Origin of the sequence: Exiguobacterium sp. R-17 (assembly GCF_049913315.1) — a bacterium.
GTDB lineage: Bacteria > Bacillota > Bacilli > Exiguobacteriales > Exiguobacteriaceae > Exiguobacterium_A.
The window spans coordinates 2,422,469-2,437,897 of record NZ_CP184372.1 but is presented as its reverse complement, the minus strand read 5'-3'; the positions used below and the strand labels follow the sequence as shown (position 1 = coordinate 2,437,897).

The 15,429-nt window shown below is 49.8% G+C and carries 16 protein-coding genes and 1 other annotated feature; of the genes, 10 read left to right on the top strand and 6 right to left on the bottom strand.

Annotation, left to right across the window (positions count from 1 at the left end; all coding sequences use genetic code 11):
- The first annotated feature begins 12 nt into the window (after window positions 1-12).
- The 4 genes from ACN9MT_RS12870 (at window position 13) to ACN9MT_RS12855 (ending at window position 2,279) form a co-directional block, all read left to right on the top strand.
- Window positions 13-591 (top strand): DUF6470 family protein, encoded by a 579-nt coding sequence (locus ACN9MT_RS12870; protein ID WP_426272304.1) that lies wholly within the window; start codon window positions 13-15, stop codon window positions 589-591.
- Window positions 578-1,036 (top strand): flagellar assembly protein FliW, encoded by a 459-nt coding sequence (gene fliW, locus ACN9MT_RS12865; RefSeq protein WP_426272303.1) that lies wholly within the window; start codon window positions 578-580, stop codon window positions 1,034-1,036. The genes ACN9MT_RS12870 and fliW overlap by 14 nt, the downstream gene beginning before the upstream one ends.
- The gene (gene csrA / locus ACN9MT_RS12860; RefSeq protein ID WP_035410102.1) at window positions 1,036-1,260 is read left to right on the top strand and encodes a carbon storage regulator CsrA; all 225 of its coding nucleotides are present in this window, start codon (window positions 1,036-1,038) and stop codon (window positions 1,258-1,260) included. Before fliW ends, csrA begins: the two co-directional genes overlap by 1 nt.
- Before the next feature lie 194 nt (window positions 1,261-1,454).
- Window positions 1,455-2,279, top strand: a complete 825-nt coding sequence (locus tag ACN9MT_RS12855; protein WP_035410098.1) for a squalene/phytoene synthase family protein — start codon at window positions 1,455-1,457, stop codon at window positions 2,277-2,279.
- A gap of 51 nt (window positions 2,280-2,330) precedes the next feature.
- Here ACN9MT_RS12855 and ACN9MT_RS12850 read toward each other — a convergent pair whose 3' ends face one another.
- The 5 genes from ACN9MT_RS12850 to ACN9MT_RS12830 form a co-directional block, all read right to left on the bottom strand.
- A complete protein-coding gene (locus tag ACN9MT_RS12850; protein ID WP_426272302.1) occupies window positions 2,331-2,498 on the bottom strand; it encodes a hypothetical protein in 168 nt (55 codons plus the stop codon).
- A 15-nt stretch (window positions 2,499-2,513) separates the two neighbouring features.
- On the bottom strand, window positions 2,514-3,410 hold the full coding sequence (locus ACN9MT_RS12845; protein ID WP_308101923.1) for an alpha/beta hydrolase: 897 nt from the start codon (window positions 3,408-3,410) through the stop codon (window positions 2,514-2,516).
- 23 nt (window positions 3,411-3,433) lie between these two features.
- Window positions 3,434-4,315 (bottom strand): YitT family protein, encoded by an 882-nt coding sequence (locus tag ACN9MT_RS12840; protein WP_035410093.1) that lies wholly within the window; start codon window positions 4,313-4,315, stop codon window positions 3,434-3,436.
- A gap of 86 nt (window positions 4,316-4,401) precedes the next feature.
- Window positions 4,402-7,227 carry a sensor domain-containing protein gene (locus tag ACN9MT_RS12835; RefSeq protein ID WP_426272301.1) on the bottom strand — a complete coding sequence of 942 codons (2,826 nt, stop codon included), beginning with the start codon at window positions 7,225-7,227 and terminating at the stop codon, window positions 4,402-4,404.
- Between the two features lie 197 nt (window positions 7,228-7,424).
- A complete protein-coding gene (locus tag ACN9MT_RS12830) occupies window positions 7,425-8,576 on the bottom strand; it encodes a hypothetical protein (RefSeq protein WP_426272300.1) in 1,152 nt (383 codons plus the stop codon).
- A gap of 130 nt (window positions 8,577-8,706) precedes the next feature.
- On the opposite strand from ACN9MT_RS12830, the gene ACN9MT_RS12825 reads away from it, so the two are divergent.
- A complete protein-coding gene (locus tag ACN9MT_RS12825; RefSeq protein WP_426272299.1) occupies window positions 8,707-9,363 on the top strand; it encodes a response regulator transcription factor in 657 nt (218 codons plus the stop codon).
- Window positions 9,360-10,634: an ATP-binding protein gene (locus ACN9MT_RS12820; RefSeq protein WP_426272298.1), complete on the top strand. Its 1,275-nt coding sequence runs from the start codon at window positions 9,360-9,362 to the stop codon at window positions 10,632-10,634. Before ACN9MT_RS12825 ends, ACN9MT_RS12820 begins: the two co-directional genes overlap by 4 nt.
- 69 nt (window positions 10,635-10,703) lie before the next feature.
- On the opposite strand, the gene ACN9MT_RS12815 is transcribed toward ACN9MT_RS12820, so the two are convergent.
- Complete coding sequence (locus tag ACN9MT_RS12815) at window positions 10,704-11,207, bottom strand: hypothetical protein (protein WP_035410079.1); 504 nt, start codon at window positions 11,205-11,207, stop codon at window positions 10,704-10,706.
- Between the two features lie 137 nt (window positions 11,208-11,344).
- Here ACN9MT_RS12815 and ACN9MT_RS12810 point away from each other — a divergent pair, with 137 nt between their 5' ends.
- The 4 genes from ACN9MT_RS12810 to ACN9MT_RS12795 all read left to right on the top strand — a co-directional run bounded on the left by ACN9MT_RS12810 (window position 11,345) and on the right by ACN9MT_RS12795 (window position 15,304).
- Window positions 11,345-11,827, top strand: a complete 483-nt coding sequence (locus ACN9MT_RS12810; protein WP_426272297.1) for a hypothetical protein — start codon at window positions 11,345-11,347, stop codon at window positions 11,825-11,827.
- 63 nt (window positions 11,828-11,890) lie between these two features.
- On the top strand, window positions 11,891-12,721 hold the full coding sequence (locus ACN9MT_RS12805; protein WP_426272296.1) for a GNAT family N-acetyltransferase: 831 nt from the start codon (window positions 11,891-11,893) through the stop codon (window positions 12,719-12,721).
- Window positions 12,722-13,007: 286 nt separating this feature from the next.
- Window positions 13,008-13,400: a hypothetical protein gene (locus tag ACN9MT_RS12800; RefSeq protein ID WP_035410070.1), complete on the top strand. Its 393-nt coding sequence runs from the start codon at window positions 13,008-13,010 to the stop codon at window positions 13,398-13,400.
- 62 nt (window positions 13,401-13,462) lie between these two features.
- Window positions 13,463-13,700 (top strand) — a binding site (T-box leader).
- Between the two features lie 95 nt (window positions 13,701-13,795).
- Complete coding sequence (locus ACN9MT_RS12795; protein ID WP_426272295.1) at window positions 13,796-15,304, top strand: peptide ABC transporter substrate-binding protein; 1,509 nt, start codon at window positions 13,796-13,798, stop codon at window positions 15,302-15,304.
- Window positions 15,305-15,429 lie beyond the last annotated feature (125 nt).

Genomic DNA, 15,429 nt, shown 5'->3' with positions numbered 1-15,429 from the left:
GGGTGAAGGCAGATGAATCTTCCACATCTTGAAATGCGTCAGACGGCAGCACGAATCGGGATGAATATCACACGTCCGCAAATCGAGCAGAAGCAGACACCTGCCTCCCTTTCGATCGAACAGCCCCGCGGGGAACTGTCGATTGAAACCGTCGCGGCACGTCTTGAGATCGATTCGACACAAGCCTGGATCGAGATGGGGCGTGTTCCTGCGCTCGAGTCCGTTCGGCAGTACGCTGCCTACGGTCAACAAAAGGGACAGGAAGCGGTCGCGCAGAGAGCATCGGAAGGGGATCAACTGATGCGGATCGAGCAAGGTGGGGGAACGGTCGCGCGGATTGCAAAAACTAACGACACACCGCCTGCCGAAGTGACGACACTCGGATTCATCCCGCGGAGTCTTGATCGGGTCAAGACGACTTTTACACCAGCGGAAGTCCGATTGAGCTACACCGCGAATCGTCCGAAGATCGATGTCGAAACACATCGACCGGAACTGACCGTGAAAGAAGGTCAGGTCGAGATTTATCTACAAGAACAAAATCAACTGAATATGTGGCCGGTTGGTGGCATATTCGATGGGGAAGGATAACGATATGCAGATCGAAACGGATTTTTTTGGAACCATTACGATTGACGAGACGGAAATCATCACCTTCGCGTCTGAATTACCAGGTTTTCCGGAAGCAAAACGCTTCATCTTGCTCCCGTTCAGAGAAGGCGTTCCGTTCTGGTCGTTTCAATCGATTGATCAGCCAGAGTGTGCCTTCGTCGTGACGAACCCATTCTGGATTGATCCGGAATATGTCTTCGAGTTACCGGAGGCAGCAAAAGAGCAACTCGGAATCGAGGATACGGCGCAAGTCGCTGTCTACACGACGGTCACATTACGGGATCCGTTCACGACGTCGACGACGAACTTACGAGCACCTTTCGTCATGGAGACGAAACAACGGCTCGCGAAACAAATCATCCTGGACGATACATACACGAATCGTCATCTGATCGGTAGTCTGACGGAAGTAGGTGGTCGCTGATGCTCGTACTGAAACGAAAGACGGGAGAAGCGATTCAAATCGGGGATGACATCGAACTGACGATTCTTGCAATCGAAGGCGATCAAATCAAGCTCGGTATCAAGGCACCGCGACAGGTCGACATCCACCGGAAGGAAGTCTACTTGTCGATCCAAGAAGAGAACACGGAAGCCTCCCGTAGTACTGGATTGATTGGACAACTCTTGAAACAACAGGAAAAATGATTCCATTTGAATGTCATCGGAACGTATCTTTTTAGCGAACGATGCGCTTCAAACGAGGACGAAAAGACTCCCTTTGCCCGAATGTGCTGCAAAGGGAGTCTTTCTTATCATGAAACAAATGCTGAAACGCGTTGAATCGTGTATAGTAATGAAGAGAAAAGAAACCTTTTGAGCCAAAGAGGGAGTTGTCAGGAATGAATGAGACGAAGCAGCTGAAAAAAGACGCGAACCGTGTATTAAAAGCGACGAGTCGCACCTTCTATATCCCGATTAGTCGACTATCGCAAGACTTACAGGAAGCGGTCGGTGCTGCTTATCTATGCATGCGTGCCATCGATGAGATTGAAGATCATGAAGACTTGGCGACGGACGTCAAGACGATGTTGCTCCGGGAGACGGCATTGTTGATGCGGGGCACATTTTCCGCTACCGCCTATCTTGAGTTGATTGCGCCGTATACGGCACACCTACCAGAAGTGACGCTCCGTTTACCGGAGTGGATCGCCTATTGTCCGGCTGCGATTCGTCCGAAAGTGCTCGATTCGACGGCCGAGATGGCAGAAGGCATGGCGGTCTGGGCTGAGCGTGACTGGACGGTCGAGACGGAAGCGGATCTTGATGAGTACACATACTATGTCGCGGGACTTGTCGGTGTTATGTTATCCGACATCTGGTACTGGAAGGCTGGTATCGTCACCGATAAACAGCAAGCGATCGGATTCGGTCGTGGTTTGCAAGCCGTCAACATCCTTCGTAACCAACAGGAAGATGCGGAGCGTGGTGTCGGCTACTTCCCACCTGGTTGGACGACGGATACGATGTTCGCCTATGCGCGTGAGAATCTTGCGGAAGCCGATGCGTACCTTGCGTCCATCCCGAAGGAGACGACGATTTATGAATTCTGTCACATTCCACTTGCACTCGCACATGGAACGCTGGATGCCCTTGCAAAAGGGAAAGAAAAACTCAGTCGTCCGGAAGTCTTGAAGATCGTCGGCGCTGCCGTACTAAAACGATAAGCACAAACGAACAGCCGCTCGTTTCCGTCAAGGAAGCGAGCGGCTGTTCGTTTAACGTAATAAGTAAAGGGCTAGTCCGATCAGGGCGGAACCCGTCCAAATCAAGGCGATCGTTCGTCCGTACGGTAAACGATAGCCGGCACGACGGGAGACGAGCAGTCCGATCGTCATGACTGTCAGTGCGACGGAAAAGGTCAGGAACAACGATAACTGTTGCATGTCAATCTCCTTTCATCAATGCAGATCTGACAAGTACGTCATGACTTTCTCTTCATACGCTTTTCGGTCGTGCGCATACGACTGGACGTGTCCACCATTTTCCGTCACATAGAGCTCCGAGCGCGGTGCCGCCTTTTGAATCTTCATGCTTTCCGTGACGGGAATTGCATCGTCGTCCTTCCCGTGGATCAACAGGATCGGATACTCGATCCGTCGAACCGCTTCAATCGGTTTCACCCGTTCTGGATTAAGACCTGTCAACGGTGGCGTGATCTCCAGGATGATCGGGGTGAACGGGAAGTTCGGTAATCCGCTCCAGACAGGCAGATTCGTTGCGAGATAGTTCTCGAGATCACTAAACGGACTGTCGGCGATGACACCGACGACGTCCGCCTTTGGAGCGGTCACGAGTGATGTCGAAGCGCCCATCGAGATACCATAGAGGACGACTGGTTTTGAAGACCGCGACTTCGCGTAGCGAACGGCCGTCAGCAAATCATCTTGTTCCTTTGCACCGACTGTGACACGTTTTCCGTCCGATTCACCCGATCCTCGGAAATCGAACGTCAAGACGTTGTATCCGGCATCGTGAAACTTCTTAAATAGCGGGAAGACAGGAACATCATCTTGTTCCCGGTTCTTGCCATAGCCGTGAGCGAAAACGATCGTCAACTTCGCATCTTCACTTGGCATCCACCAGCCAGACAAACGTGTCCGGTCTTTATAAGAACGGAAGGTGACATCTTCATAGTCAAGTCCTTCTGCTTTTTTGGGTGTCGTCGTCAAGGCTTCGCGTTCCGGTTGCGTCAACGATGATCCGACATAACCGGAAATCCCGATGACAACGATGACAGCGAGCGTCACGATGACGATCACGCCGCCGATGATTTTCTTACGATGTTTTTTCCACACCCGTGTTCCTTCCCTTCGTTCGGTTAATGGATATCTTTTTTCTTGAAGCGACCGCCATGGACATCATGGATGTTGCCGATCGCGATAAAGGCTTGTTCATCGAAGTCACGAACGATATCCTTCAGTTTAGATTCTTCGAGCCGGCTGATGACACAAAAAATGACTTTTTTGCCGTCACCGGTAAAGGCACCTTCCCCGTTTAAGTACGTCATGCTTCGACCAAGTCGGTCCATGATCGCAAGACCGATCTCTTCGTAATTCTCCGAAATGATCCAGACACTCTTCGATTGATCGAGTCCGTCGATGACGACGTCAATCGTCTTGAAGGCGACGAAATAGGTGATCAACGAGTACATCGCTCGATCCCAACCGAAAACAAATCCAGCAGCACCGAGAATGAAGACGTTGAAGAACATGACGATCTCACCGACTGAAAACGGTGTCGAGCGGCTGAAAGAGACAGCAAGAATCTCAGTTCCGTCGAGTGATCCACTCGAACGGATGACGATCCCGACGCCGATTCCGAGAATTAAGCCACCGAAAACGGTCGCGAGCAGATCAACGCTCGTCAAGGGACCGATGTGTTCGAGGAGTTTCGTTGCGATTGCCATGACGAAGATCGCATATAACGTCGACAGGGCAAACGTCTTTCCAATCTGCTTATAGCCGAAAAAGATGAACGGGATGTTCAAGAAGAACAGCCACAAAGCGAGCGTCGTATCCGTCACCTTTGAGCCGATGATCGAGATTCCGACGATCCCGCCATCGATGATGTTATTGGGAACAAGGAACCCTTTGAGTCCGAGTGCGAAGATGATGGCACCGATTGTCAGCATCAGTAATCGTCGAAAAAGCTGACCTTTCGTAGAGCGGCGATGATGTTTCGTAGGTAGTGGTGACTGCATGCCATTCCTCCCTTCTATAGTAAAACGCTTTAGGATTACTATAACAAAAAAGCACGAAGATGTGTGTGAACGTCTTCGTGGAGAGGTCAAGGGCGATAACGTAACGACTGGAAGAAACGCATGATCTGTTCTGCTTCTGCCGGATTCGTATATTCACCGATGTATTGATGATCTTGTTGTCCGGTGATAGTCACCGTACAGGAGACGAGTTGAACTCCTTCACTCAAGCGAATCTCAAACGTTGCGTCCGACAACGGTAACAACGTCTTTGACGAAAAATAGAGTGCCCGCGTACTCGTTTGATGCGCTTTAATGTCTGAGAAGGGCAGTTCGAACGACTGGGCATGATGTGTCAGCATGCGAACTTTCCCAGAGACGGAAAAACGGGGAATGGTATCGCTCGACAAGGAACAGGATTCGATTGGATACAAAATCTCCCGCAGGAGGAACGATACCATGACATCCGCTGGAACCGGGTGACTGAATAGATAGCCTTGGATACTCGGACAATTGAGCGTCCGAAACGTATCGAGCTGACGGAGCGTCTCGATGCCTTCTGCGACGACGGTCAGATTGAACTCACCTGCCATATAGAGAATGCTTTTGACGATCGCTTGGGCTTTGGCGTCATCCGTGATGTGGGTCGCGAACTGCCGATCAATCTTGATGACATCGATTGGATACCGTTGCAGGTAAACCATTGAAGAATAGCCTTTCCCGAAGTCGTCGAGTGCGATCCGAACACCGATCCGGCTGACGTATTCGAGCGTCCGACTCGTCATCGGATCATCCATGATTAAAGCCGCTTCCGTGATTTCAAGTTCAAGTAACTCAGGCGCAAGATCGTACGTCGACAGCATCCGCTCGATATGGTGTTCGAAGCCGGGGATCAAGAATCGTTTCGGTGAGACGTTGACGGAAATTGGAACAAGATCTGCTCCGGTCGCCTTCCAGTCTTGCATCGAACGGCACGCCGTCTCGACGACCCAGTCTCCGATCGCGATATGTAAAGCACTCTCTTCGGCAAGCGGAATGAAGTCGTTCGGTGGAATCCGTCCCCATTCCGGGTGTTGCCAGCGAATCAGTGCTTCGAGACCGACAATCTTTCCCGTCCAGCTGTCGACTTTTGGCTGATATTCGAGGAACAGTTGATTACGTTCGATCGCGTAATGTAAGTCCTGCTCGAGCCGGTAGCGCCGGTAATAATCGATATCGAGATTCGATGCGTAGTGGTGTATCGTACTGTGATTTTCACGACGCGATCGTCGTAAGGCGGTATAGGAATGCTTTAACAATTCGACGGCGTCCGTACTGTCTTCCGGATAGCGACTGACCCCAACGGAAATACGAGCGAACAAGGCGTATGGTTCGATCGAGATTGGTGTTTCCGATAGATCGAGTAGTGCCTCGGCGCATGCCGTCACGTCCTGTTTATAGCTTGTCGGTACGAGCAAGGCATACTCATCACCACCAAGATGTCCGAGAAACATTCCATCTGACTTTGTTTGCTGTAATAAGGCAGCCGTTCCTTTTAGCCACTGATCACCAGATCCGTGTCCGAAGGCATTATTGATCTCAGCAATCCGGTTAAAGGAGACGGTGAGGACGAAGAAGGGGTGGTCCTTCTGTTGCCACACATCGATCGTCTCAATCAGCGCTTGCCGGTTCGGCAGATGCGTCACAGCGTCACGTAAAGCGAGCTGCCGCAATCGTTCCTCGTACGCTTTTTGAAGCGTGATATCATGCATGATGCTGTTCGTATAAGCAATCGTACCGTCCAGTTGGAAGACGGGGATTTGTTGGTCCTCAATCCATTTGACGCGACCATCCGGGAAGTGAAGGCGGTACTGGATCGTATCAGCTTGACCGTCCACCAATCGTCCGATGAATTGTTTCATTGCAGCATGATCGCGCGCGTCTAATCGTTTGAACAACCACTCACGACTAAGGATTAAATTCTCTGGCAATTCTTCGAAGATATGGAGGAATCCTTGCGAATGAAACAGGATCCGACCCGAGAATAAGTCGATTTGTGAGATCGCGGCGTTGACGGCTTCATAGATTTCACGTGCCTGCGCTCGTTCCGTGACGAGTTGCCGGCGTGCCTCGTCGACTTCCGATAAGTCATAGAGAACGACCGATAGATGATCCGGATGATGGGGACGATGGAAGGCTTTCAAGCGCAACAGCTGATAGGTATCGTCAGCGGTCAGCAGGGAGACTTCCATTTCAAAACGTTCCTTTTCACCTGCAATCAAACGTTCCATCTCGAACCGGAGTGGATCGAAGTCGCGAGGATGAATCCGACTGAATAATTGTGCTTGATCGAGCGTCGTTGCATCGGTTTCCGACAACCCTAAAAAATGGAGGAGTGCGGGGGAGAACTCGATCGTTTGTGTGTGGATATCAAAGTGGAAGATGACGAGTTCCGGAATCTGTTCCGTCAGTTCAAGTTGAGAGCGAATGGACGAGACATCTTCTTCGAGTTGTTTCTCACGTGTGATATCACGTGCGATCCCGTAAACGCCGATGACTTGTTCGTCTTGTTCAACCGGCATGTTCGTAATTTTTAACGTAACCCGGTGTTGATCGGCATGGAGTCCTTGTGCCGTATAATGAACGGTCTCACCATGTAGCGCACGATTGAAAAAGGATGTCACCGCTTCGACTTGATCAGGTGGATTGAAGACGGCAAAGTGCTCATAGAGCGTCTCAGCGGAATAGCCGAGCATGTCCTGTAACTGTTCGTTGAAATAGATGATCGTTCCAGAGGCATCAAATAAAAAGATTGCATCTGTCTGTTGCTGAAAGAAGGCTTCCGCCGTTTCCGGACGGGATACTTCAAGTCCACCGATATAGAGTGGGGCTGTGTCGGATTGACGAATCCGATTCATCGCTTCATGAAAAGCCATCCACGTCACCTCCTTACGATACTAACGTTCTCTCTACTAGTATCGGGTGTAGGAAATGGAAATTGCAACATTCGTTCAAGGAATAGACTTATTTTTCAAAAAAGTGAACCAGTATATGAAATTCATGATTAAAAGACAATTGTCCTAACGTGAACAAAAAAAGCCGAAGCTCTGATGAAAGAGCCTCGGTTTAATCTTTAAATCGCTAAATCGACGGATGTAGCACTCGCATTCGGATCTGCATCCGATCCTTGATCCGGTGCGCCCGGCATGTCGCCGTCCGGACCAGGTCCGTGTCCTCGACCATGACCATCGCGCTCTGGTCCTTTTTTCAAATCAGCGTAGCTTGAAACCGCATCCGCTCGTGACTGGATGTGTTCCTTGATCTGCTTCGCTTGTTTTTTTGTTAGCTTGCCATCTTTGACTTGTTGATCAATCGCAGCGTTTTGCGCTGTTAGGATAGCTTTCTCGAAATCGGCATAAGCGATCTTGTTCGCTTCCGCAAATTCAGGCAAGGATTGATCCGCTTCCTTGAACTTTGTTTCATCGAGTCCGAGTGCTTTTAAAATTGCTGACGTCGAGTCACCGAAGACACCACCCGGTCCATGGTCACCACGCTTACCGTGTTCGCCGCGATCCAGAAGATCATCGTAGCTCTTCGCATCCTTATATTCCTCTGTCAGACGAGACTTGATTTCCGTTGCTTGTTTTTTCGTCATCTTCCCGTCTTTGACGAGCTGATTGAGTTCACTCGTCTGAGCTGCAAGCAACGCTTTTTTGTAGTCAGCGAACTTAATCGATTGTGCCTTCGCATAAGCAGCAAGCGATTGATTCGCTGCATCGAACTTCGACTGACTCAGTCCGAGTGCTTTCAGGACGTCAGCAATCAACGATTCGTTGAAGAAACCAGGTCCACCGTGACGACCGATCGGCATCTTCTCTTTTAACTCATCGTAGCTTTTGACGCCACTGAAGCGTTCCGTCTGGCGCTTCAACATGTCGTCTGCTTGCGTTTGTGTTAAGTCGCCTGATTTAACGAGACTAGCGAGCTGTTCCTTCGCTGCTGCGAGTTCTGCCTTTTTATAATCAGCGAACGAGATGCCTTTTGCTTTTGCGAGATCGGCGATTGATTGCCCTTTTTCCCGGGCAACATCTGCCTCAGCTTGTGTCAGGTTCAATTTTTTCAAGAGTAACGTCATGTCGTGTTTTTTCATACCTTCGAAGTGGTGCCCGTGTTTCGCTTGTTTTGTCGTGCTCGAGTCGTCGTTCGTCGCAGCGTATGCTGATGCGCCTCCGACGGTTAATGCGCTAATTGTCAATGCAGTGATCCATTGTTTTTTGAATGTCATGGGATGATCACTCCTTTCACCTTTTATGGTAGAGGGTCACGAAAGAGAAGTTGTGAGGAAGTTGCAAAGAAACTGCGAAGAAAGGAAAATCTGGATAAAAAGGCGCTACACTAGGAGTGGAGGGATGACCATGAATGTACTATTGATTGAGGATGAACAAAAATTAGCGCAGGTGACGGCGCGTTTCCTGCGTCACCATGCGTATGAGGTAACGATTGCCGGTTCGTTAGCAGAGGCGAAACAGTGCTTAACGACAGCGTTTGACGCTGTCTTAATCGACGTCCGCTTGCCGGACGGTGACGGTTGGTCGCTCGTGCCAAGTATCAAATCACAAGTCCAGCCGCCGGTCGTCTTCATGATGACCTCGCGTGGGGAGGCAGATGATCGTGTCTTCGGACTCGAACTCGGTGCCGATGATTATCTCGTCAAACCGGTCGTCCTGAAGGAATTGACGATCCGGCTCGAACGGGCATTAAAAGTCCGGCCGGTCGCCCGTCATGTGTTCGGTGACTTGACGATCGATGAGAAGGGACGCCAAGTCAAAGCGGGAGAACAGACAGTCAGTCTCGCAAAGATGGAATTCGAACTGTTGCTTTACTTCATCGAACATCTCGGGGAGGCACTCAGTCGGGATCAAATTCTCGACGACGTTTGGGGTTACGCATTCGGTGGCGATACCCGGACGGTCGACACGCACGTCAAGCAATTGCGGGATAAGCTACCCGTCATTAAACAACAATTGAAGACGGTGCACCGGGTCGGCTATCGATTGGAGGCGATCGAATGAAACGACGTCCCTTGATGCGGAAATTCTTATACGCTGTCGTCGGTCCGTTACTCGTGATGGGCGTTCTCAGTTTCGTCTTGACGGCATTCCTCGTTAATCGGTTTGCAGAAGGCGAACGATACGATCAACTCGCGCGGGAAGCGAACATCATCAAACAAGCGCTTGAAGCCGACACGCCAATTCCGCGTGATATCCAAGGGTTTTTGACGACCGATGGATTGACGCAACGGATCGGCGCACGTGGACCGGCAGGACGGTTACCACTTCTTGACGGTCTTAAGAAAGAAGACGTCATTGAAGTGCAAGACGAACGGTTGCTGACGTATCAGCTGACCGCTGACGGTACCCGGATCACGACGGTCCGGCAAGCACCGCTTGCGAGTAGCGCCCTCGACGGTGTTTACATCGCGATTGGACTCGCGTTACTTGTGACCCTGTTGCTGGCATCCTTACTCGCTTACTATATGGGACGGCACCTGACACGACCGATCGTGACGCTTCGATCCGTCGCTCAAAAGATTGGTGCTGGTGAAACGGATGTCGTCCTGCCAGCGCGACCGAAGGATGAAGTCGGAGAGTTAATTGACGCGGTCGATGAGATGCAGACACAACTGAAACAAAAGGATCATCTGCAAAAGACATTCATCGCCGGTATCACCCATGACTTGCGGACGCCACTCGCAATCATTCGCAATGAGACCGAGGCGCTCGCAGCAGGTGTCATTCCTGTTGCCGAACTACCCGACGTGACGACAAGTATCATCGAGGAGACGGATCGTCTCGGTCATCTGATTGACGAGACGTTACTCTATTCGAAGCTTGCTGGTGGCCGGATGCCGCTTGACATAACTGAGATAGCGGTCGATGAATTAGTGACAGCGACGGTTGAACGCCTGCGCAGTACGTTCACGCAAGCAGGACTGACACTGGCGACGGAGCTGCAACCGGTTAGGCAATCACTTGATCCACGGATGTTCGAACGTGTCCTAATCAACTTCTTGATGAACGCCCGTTTTGCTTCACCAGTCGGCGGAACGGTCACGGTTCGCTTAACGCATGACGAATTGACGGTCGAGGATGAAGGAGTGGGTGTCCGAGCAGAAGATCGGCCAACGATCTGGGACGTCTACGTTAAACAAGAAGGCAGTGCCGGACATGGACTTGGTCTTGCAATCAGTCGGATGATCCTCGATAGTCATCAATTCGAGTATGGTGTCCGTGACCGGAGTGGTGGAGGGGCAGTCTTTTACGTTCGTTTTTCATCTCACTAGATCAGGCATACAAAAAGAGAGGTCGGTTTTCGGAGCTAATCCGAAACTGACCTCTCTTGAATATAACGATCATTCGCCTTCGTTCGCATGAACGAGACTTGGTTTGACGAGAGTATAGAACTCATCGCTCATCCCGACACGGCTCCCCATCTGGCAAGCGAGTTCGAGTGTTTCTTTATAGAAATTCGCGACGAGATCGTGATTCTTGATGTGCTCATCTTGCATCGCCTTTTTGACCCCAAGGACGACTTTTTCGATTTGCTCATCGGCATCATTACGGACTGGGACAACGTTTTCCGGAAGATCGACTTCCTTATCGTGTCCGTTGAAGCGGAACGATGCACCGAATCCAAGGTGCTCGAGGAAGAAGTGCGGTAACAGTTTACTTGCGAAGAACTGATGCCATTCCGTCTCTTTCATTGCTTCCATATCACGCTTGAACGACGTCGTTGCGAGTGCATAACGATCGTGTGTATCCTTCATGAACTTCTCGAGGATCGGAACCTGCATTGCAAACGCATTCTTGAGCAAGTTATCGAGCTGTTCTTGCGTTAATTGTTCTTGTTCAGTCATCGCTTTAACCCCATTTCGTTTCGTTATCCTTATCGTAAGAAATTTAGACAATTCCGTCAAATCTTTTTCGAGAATAGAGTTTACCTATTTCACAAAAGGGAATTCATTACTATCGATCATTTTAAGGGGGAGTCAGCATGAAACGAATCGCAATGAAAGGAGTCTTACTCGGAGCATGTCTGACTCCGGTGACGGGCTTTGCTGCAAGCAACGTAACGTATAGCAAAGGAATCGTCGCGAACAAGACGTTCGGCTATACGGTCAAGACGACGGATGCGTTGAAAAAGGCAATCCAGCAAGACAAGGTCGAACTCGTCAAGAACAAGACGGTCAAATCAAAATACGGTGTCGTGACACGTAGTGGGACGTTCGCGTTGTACTATAAAGTCAAGGGAGCCGATCAACTACTCGTCAACTTGAACTACGAGCCGAAGAAGCTCTCAAAAAAGCAATTCGACCGTGAAATCGGATATGGTACATATCTCGGGACAAAAGGTAGTAAAACGTACTACTACGTCTTACCGACGGAAGCTGTCAAAGGCGCTGTCGGTAAGAAAGCGATCGAGAACTTGATCGTTAAGGACGTTCCGCAGATGATGAAGACATTCAAACTGCAATGAGCACTAGCTTTTGCTAGTGCTTCTTTTGTTCGTTCGGTATAGTTGAAAATGAGGTGAATGAATATGGAATGGAACGTCACAGACGTCAAACAGACTACAGATGTATTACAACTCGAAAAATGTGTTAACGATCACGACGGCATTGAATTAAAAGTCGCAGCCGATTGGGTCGGCGAGAACGATTTCGCCATCTATGACGGTGAGCAATTGATTGGATATTTGCAAGCATTCGCGTATTTACCGACGGAATGGGAATTGAATGTCTTCGTTGATCCCGATTACCGGAAACAGGGCATCTTCACGGCACTCGTTGAAGCGGCACGCGCGCGTGCCACAGAAGCAGGCGTTGAAGCGTTCACGTTCGTCATTGATGACGCCAGTGAATCAGGTCAAGCCGTCCTCGAACGGTTAGGTGCTGAGTACCGGATGACCGAGTACAACATGATCTTGAAAAAGGCGCAGTTGTTCTTAAAAGCAGATCCGGATTTCGAATTACGCGAAGCGACAGCAGACGACCGTCCGTTCATCGTCGAGACGCTCGGTAAATCGTTCGGGAACACGGACGAAGAAGCAGAATCGATCTATCAAGCGATTGAATCTGACGATCGGATCACGTTCATCGGCGTCGCTAATGGCAAACCGGTCGGTGTCATTCGTGCCTATCTTGCTTCCGATACACAAGCGAGCATTCATGCGTTCGCCGTTCGTCCGGAAGCCCAAGGCAATGGCTACGGGAAAAAGATGCTGAAACTGATGGTGCAAGCGTTGTTCCGGACTGGTCGGACACAGCTTGAACTCGACGTCGAAACGGATAACGACCGGGCACTCGATCTTTATAAAGAGGCAGGATTCGTCGTGCATCGTGGTTATCAGTTCCATGTGTTGGCGGTTTAAAATAATGAGCGATTGACGGAAATTCCAGTGCATGCTGGATGCTCAAGTTGCTCCACTCCTACAGGAAAAAGCGCAGTTGCGCTGTCAGAGACAAACAAGACCCGGCTCTTCGTCTAAAGCGAGAGAGTCGCGGCTTGTGTCTCGCCTGAGGAAAGGGAGCAAGACTTGAGTGCATTCGTCGATCGTTTTTTTGTTGATATTATTACAGAAACTAAACAAAAACGTTGGAACCTTTTCTGCAATCCGTCGTATACTAAACATATGGAAAAAAAGAGGAGGCGACGTCATGGAGAGTCGACAGGATTCATTGCGGACATTGAAGTGGGTATCAGGTGGAATGGAAGCGGTGCTCGGGATTCCGCTCTTAGGTGGTTCAATCGTCATTTTCTCAGGTTATAATGCCCTGTGGTTGATGCTCGCTTTCCACATCGTCGTTGTCGTATTGACGGCACGTGCTGGAAATGTTTCAAAAGGGAACATCGTCGGGATCGTCGCATCAACGGTCGGTGTCATTCCGGTCGTTGGGATGTTCTTACACATGGCAGCAGCGATCACGATTTTGGTCGATGCAGCACTCAGTAACCGCATCGTTACACGAACACATGTCAAACACGTCGAACCGATTCAACCACGACCGGTCCGTCGGGAACAAGAAAAACAAGAAGACCATCCGTTCTGAGTTTTTTTCGTTGACAGCGAAAAACAAGCCGTGTAAAGTAAACAACAAGTTAAGCCATATCAATTACATCGACGACGCGGAGTAAGTATCGTCAACACTGCCGACCAAGCGAGTCAGGAATGGTGAGAGCCTGACACGGTAAGCTGAACGAGAATGGACCGCTGAGAGCCTGTTGAACCTTCGAGTAGATAGGACGGTTGCCCCCGTTACCGGGCTAGCTGGTTGTTGGACCAGCGACAAGTGGAGACGATTTTTCGTCTCAATCAGAGGTGGCACCGCGCGGATACAGGCGTCCTCTATGCATTAGCTGTTAGCTATGCGTAGAGGGCGCCTTTTGTTGTACGTCAAATGCCGAATCATCCAACGCTCATCACATTTCTCAGGAGGCACTACACATGAAAAAGACATTGATCGCAGCGGCGAGCACGGCAGTTTTAATCGCAGGATGTGCAACGACAGAACCAGCAGAGGATAAAAAAGCAGATAAGAAGGTCTTGCATACGATGGAGAGCTACGATCTCCTGTCGGTCGATCCGGCAGACGCCATCACGTCAAACATCTTCAATCAAATCTACGAAGGACTCTATCGTTTTGATGAGAAAAACGAACTTGTTCCGGCAGCAGCAAAATCGCATAGCGTCTCAGAGGACGGGAAGGTCTATACGTTCAAGCTTGACCCGAATGCAAAATGGTCAGACGGAAAGCCCGTCACAGCGGAGAACTTCCGTTATGCATTTGAGCGCGTCATCAAAACGAACTCACCATTCGCTTACTTGCTCGAGCCGGTCGAAAAAACGACAGCGGTCGACGATGAGACACTTCGGATCGAATTGAAACGTCCGACACCATATTTCCTCAGCATGACGACGTTCGGCACGTACATGCCAGTCCGGGAAGATATCGTCAAAGCAGAAGGCGACCAGTTCGGAACGGATCCGAAGACGAACGTCTACAACGGACCGTTCACATTCAAGAAATATCAAGCGGAGCAAGGCTATACGCTCGCGAAGAATGCTGAGTACGCAGACCGGAAAAATGTCAAGATTGACGAAGTCGACGTTAAGATCATCAAGGACCCGATGCTTGCGATCAACTTGTTCGAGTCAGGCGATCTCGATGTTGCACCACTCAACTCGGAGAACGTCGTCACGTACAAAGGGAAAAAAGAGTACAACACGTTCAGCGATTCGCGGATGTTCTTTATCCGGATGAACGAAAAGACAGATACCTTGAAGGACAAACAGACACGCCAAGCGATCGACGCAGCATACGATAAAAAAGCACTGACAGAAACATTACTCGGAAACGGATCACTGCCAGCCGATTACATCGTACCGCAAGAACTCGATCCGAAATACGATAACGCGCGTCAAATCGAATCATCGTATGATGCAGCAGCGGCGAACAAAGTACTTGCGAAGCAAAACCTTGAGCTGACGATGTTGATTGAAGATGACGATGTCTCGAAAAAAATCGGTGAGTATATCCAAGGGGCGTTGAAGAAACAGAACGTCGACGTCAAACTGTTGTCACTCCCGAAGAAAGAACGTCTCGCCCGTGAAGGACGCGGGGACTACGATTTGTCACTTGCAAGTTGGGCGCCGGACTATCAGGATGCAACGACATACCTGAACTTGTTCACGACAGGTAACCCGTTCAACATGATGAACTACTCGAATAAACAGTATGACCGTCTCTTGAAGCAGGCTGAAAGTGAACTCGATCAAGACAAACGTCTCGCATTACTCAGTAAAGCGGAAAGTGTATTGCTCGACAATCAAGCGATCTCGCCTGTCTACCAACGGAAGAATGCTTTCTTGCAAAACACAGAAGTCACACATCTTGCCCGCCACAATGTCGGAACGGATATCTCATATAAGTATGTCGAGATTGAGCGGAAATAATAGTACGGTAACGAGTGATGGATGAAGCGATCCATCACTCTTTTTGATGTATTTTTGTCATATCGCTGGAAATCGCTTTTGAAAATCAGGTCAACTGACTTAAAACGGTTACAAAAGAAACCGAT

Bases quoted from the DNA above. Each gene is read 5' to 3' on its own strand.
- ACN9MT_RS12870 (WP_426272304.1), top strand. From the start codon at position 13: ATGAATCTTCCACATCTTGAAATGCGTCAGACGGCAGCACGAATCGGG.
- fliW (WP_426272303.1), top strand. From the start codon at position 578: ATGGGGAAGGATAACGATATGCAGATCGAAACGGATTTTTTTGGAACC.
- csrA (WP_035410102.1), top strand. From the start codon at position 1,036: ATGCTCGTACTGAAACGAAAGACGGGAGAAGCGATTCAAATCGGGGAT.
- ACN9MT_RS12855 (WP_035410098.1), top strand. From the start codon at position 1,455: ATGAATGAGACGAAGCAGCTGAAAAAAGACGCGAACCGTGTATTAAAA.
- ACN9MT_RS12850 (WP_426272302.1), bottom strand. From the start codon at position 2,498: ATGCAACAGTTATCGTTGTTCCTGACCTTTTCCGTCGCACTGACAGTC.
- ACN9MT_RS12840 (WP_035410093.1), bottom strand. From the start codon at position 4,315: ATGCAGTCACCACTACCTACGAAACATCATCGCCGCTCTACGAAAGGT.
- ACN9MT_RS12835 (WP_426272301.1), bottom strand. From the start codon at position 7,227: ATGGCTTTTCATGAAGCGATGAATCGGATTCGTCAATCCGACACAGCC.
- ACN9MT_RS12830 (WP_426272300.1), bottom strand. From the start codon at position 8,576: ATGACATTCAAAAAACAATGGATCACTGCATTGACAATTAGCGCATTA.
- ACN9MT_RS12825 (WP_426272299.1), top strand. From the start codon at position 8,707: ATGAATGTACTATTGATTGAGGATGAACAAAAATTAGCGCAGGTGACG.
- ACN9MT_RS12820 (WP_426272298.1), top strand. From the start codon at position 9,360: ATGAAACGACGTCCCTTGATGCGGAAATTCTTATACGCTGTCGTCGGT.
- ACN9MT_RS12815 (WP_035410079.1), bottom strand. From the start codon at position 11,207: ATGACTGAACAAGAACAATTAACGCAAGAACAGCTCGATAACTTGCTC.
- ACN9MT_RS12810 (WP_426272297.1), top strand. From the start codon at position 11,345: ATGAAACGAATCGCAATGAAAGGAGTCTTACTCGGAGCATGTCTGACT.
- ACN9MT_RS12805 (WP_426272296.1), top strand. From the start codon at position 11,891: ATGGAATGGAACGTCACAGACGTCAAACAGACTACAGATGTATTACAA.
- ACN9MT_RS12800 (WP_035410070.1), top strand. From the start codon at position 13,008: ATGGAGAGTCGACAGGATTCATTGCGGACATTGAAGTGGGTATCAGGT.
- ACN9MT_RS12795 (WP_426272295.1), top strand. From the start codon at position 13,796: ATGAAAAAGACATTGATCGCAGCGGCGAGCACGGCAGTTTTAATCGCA.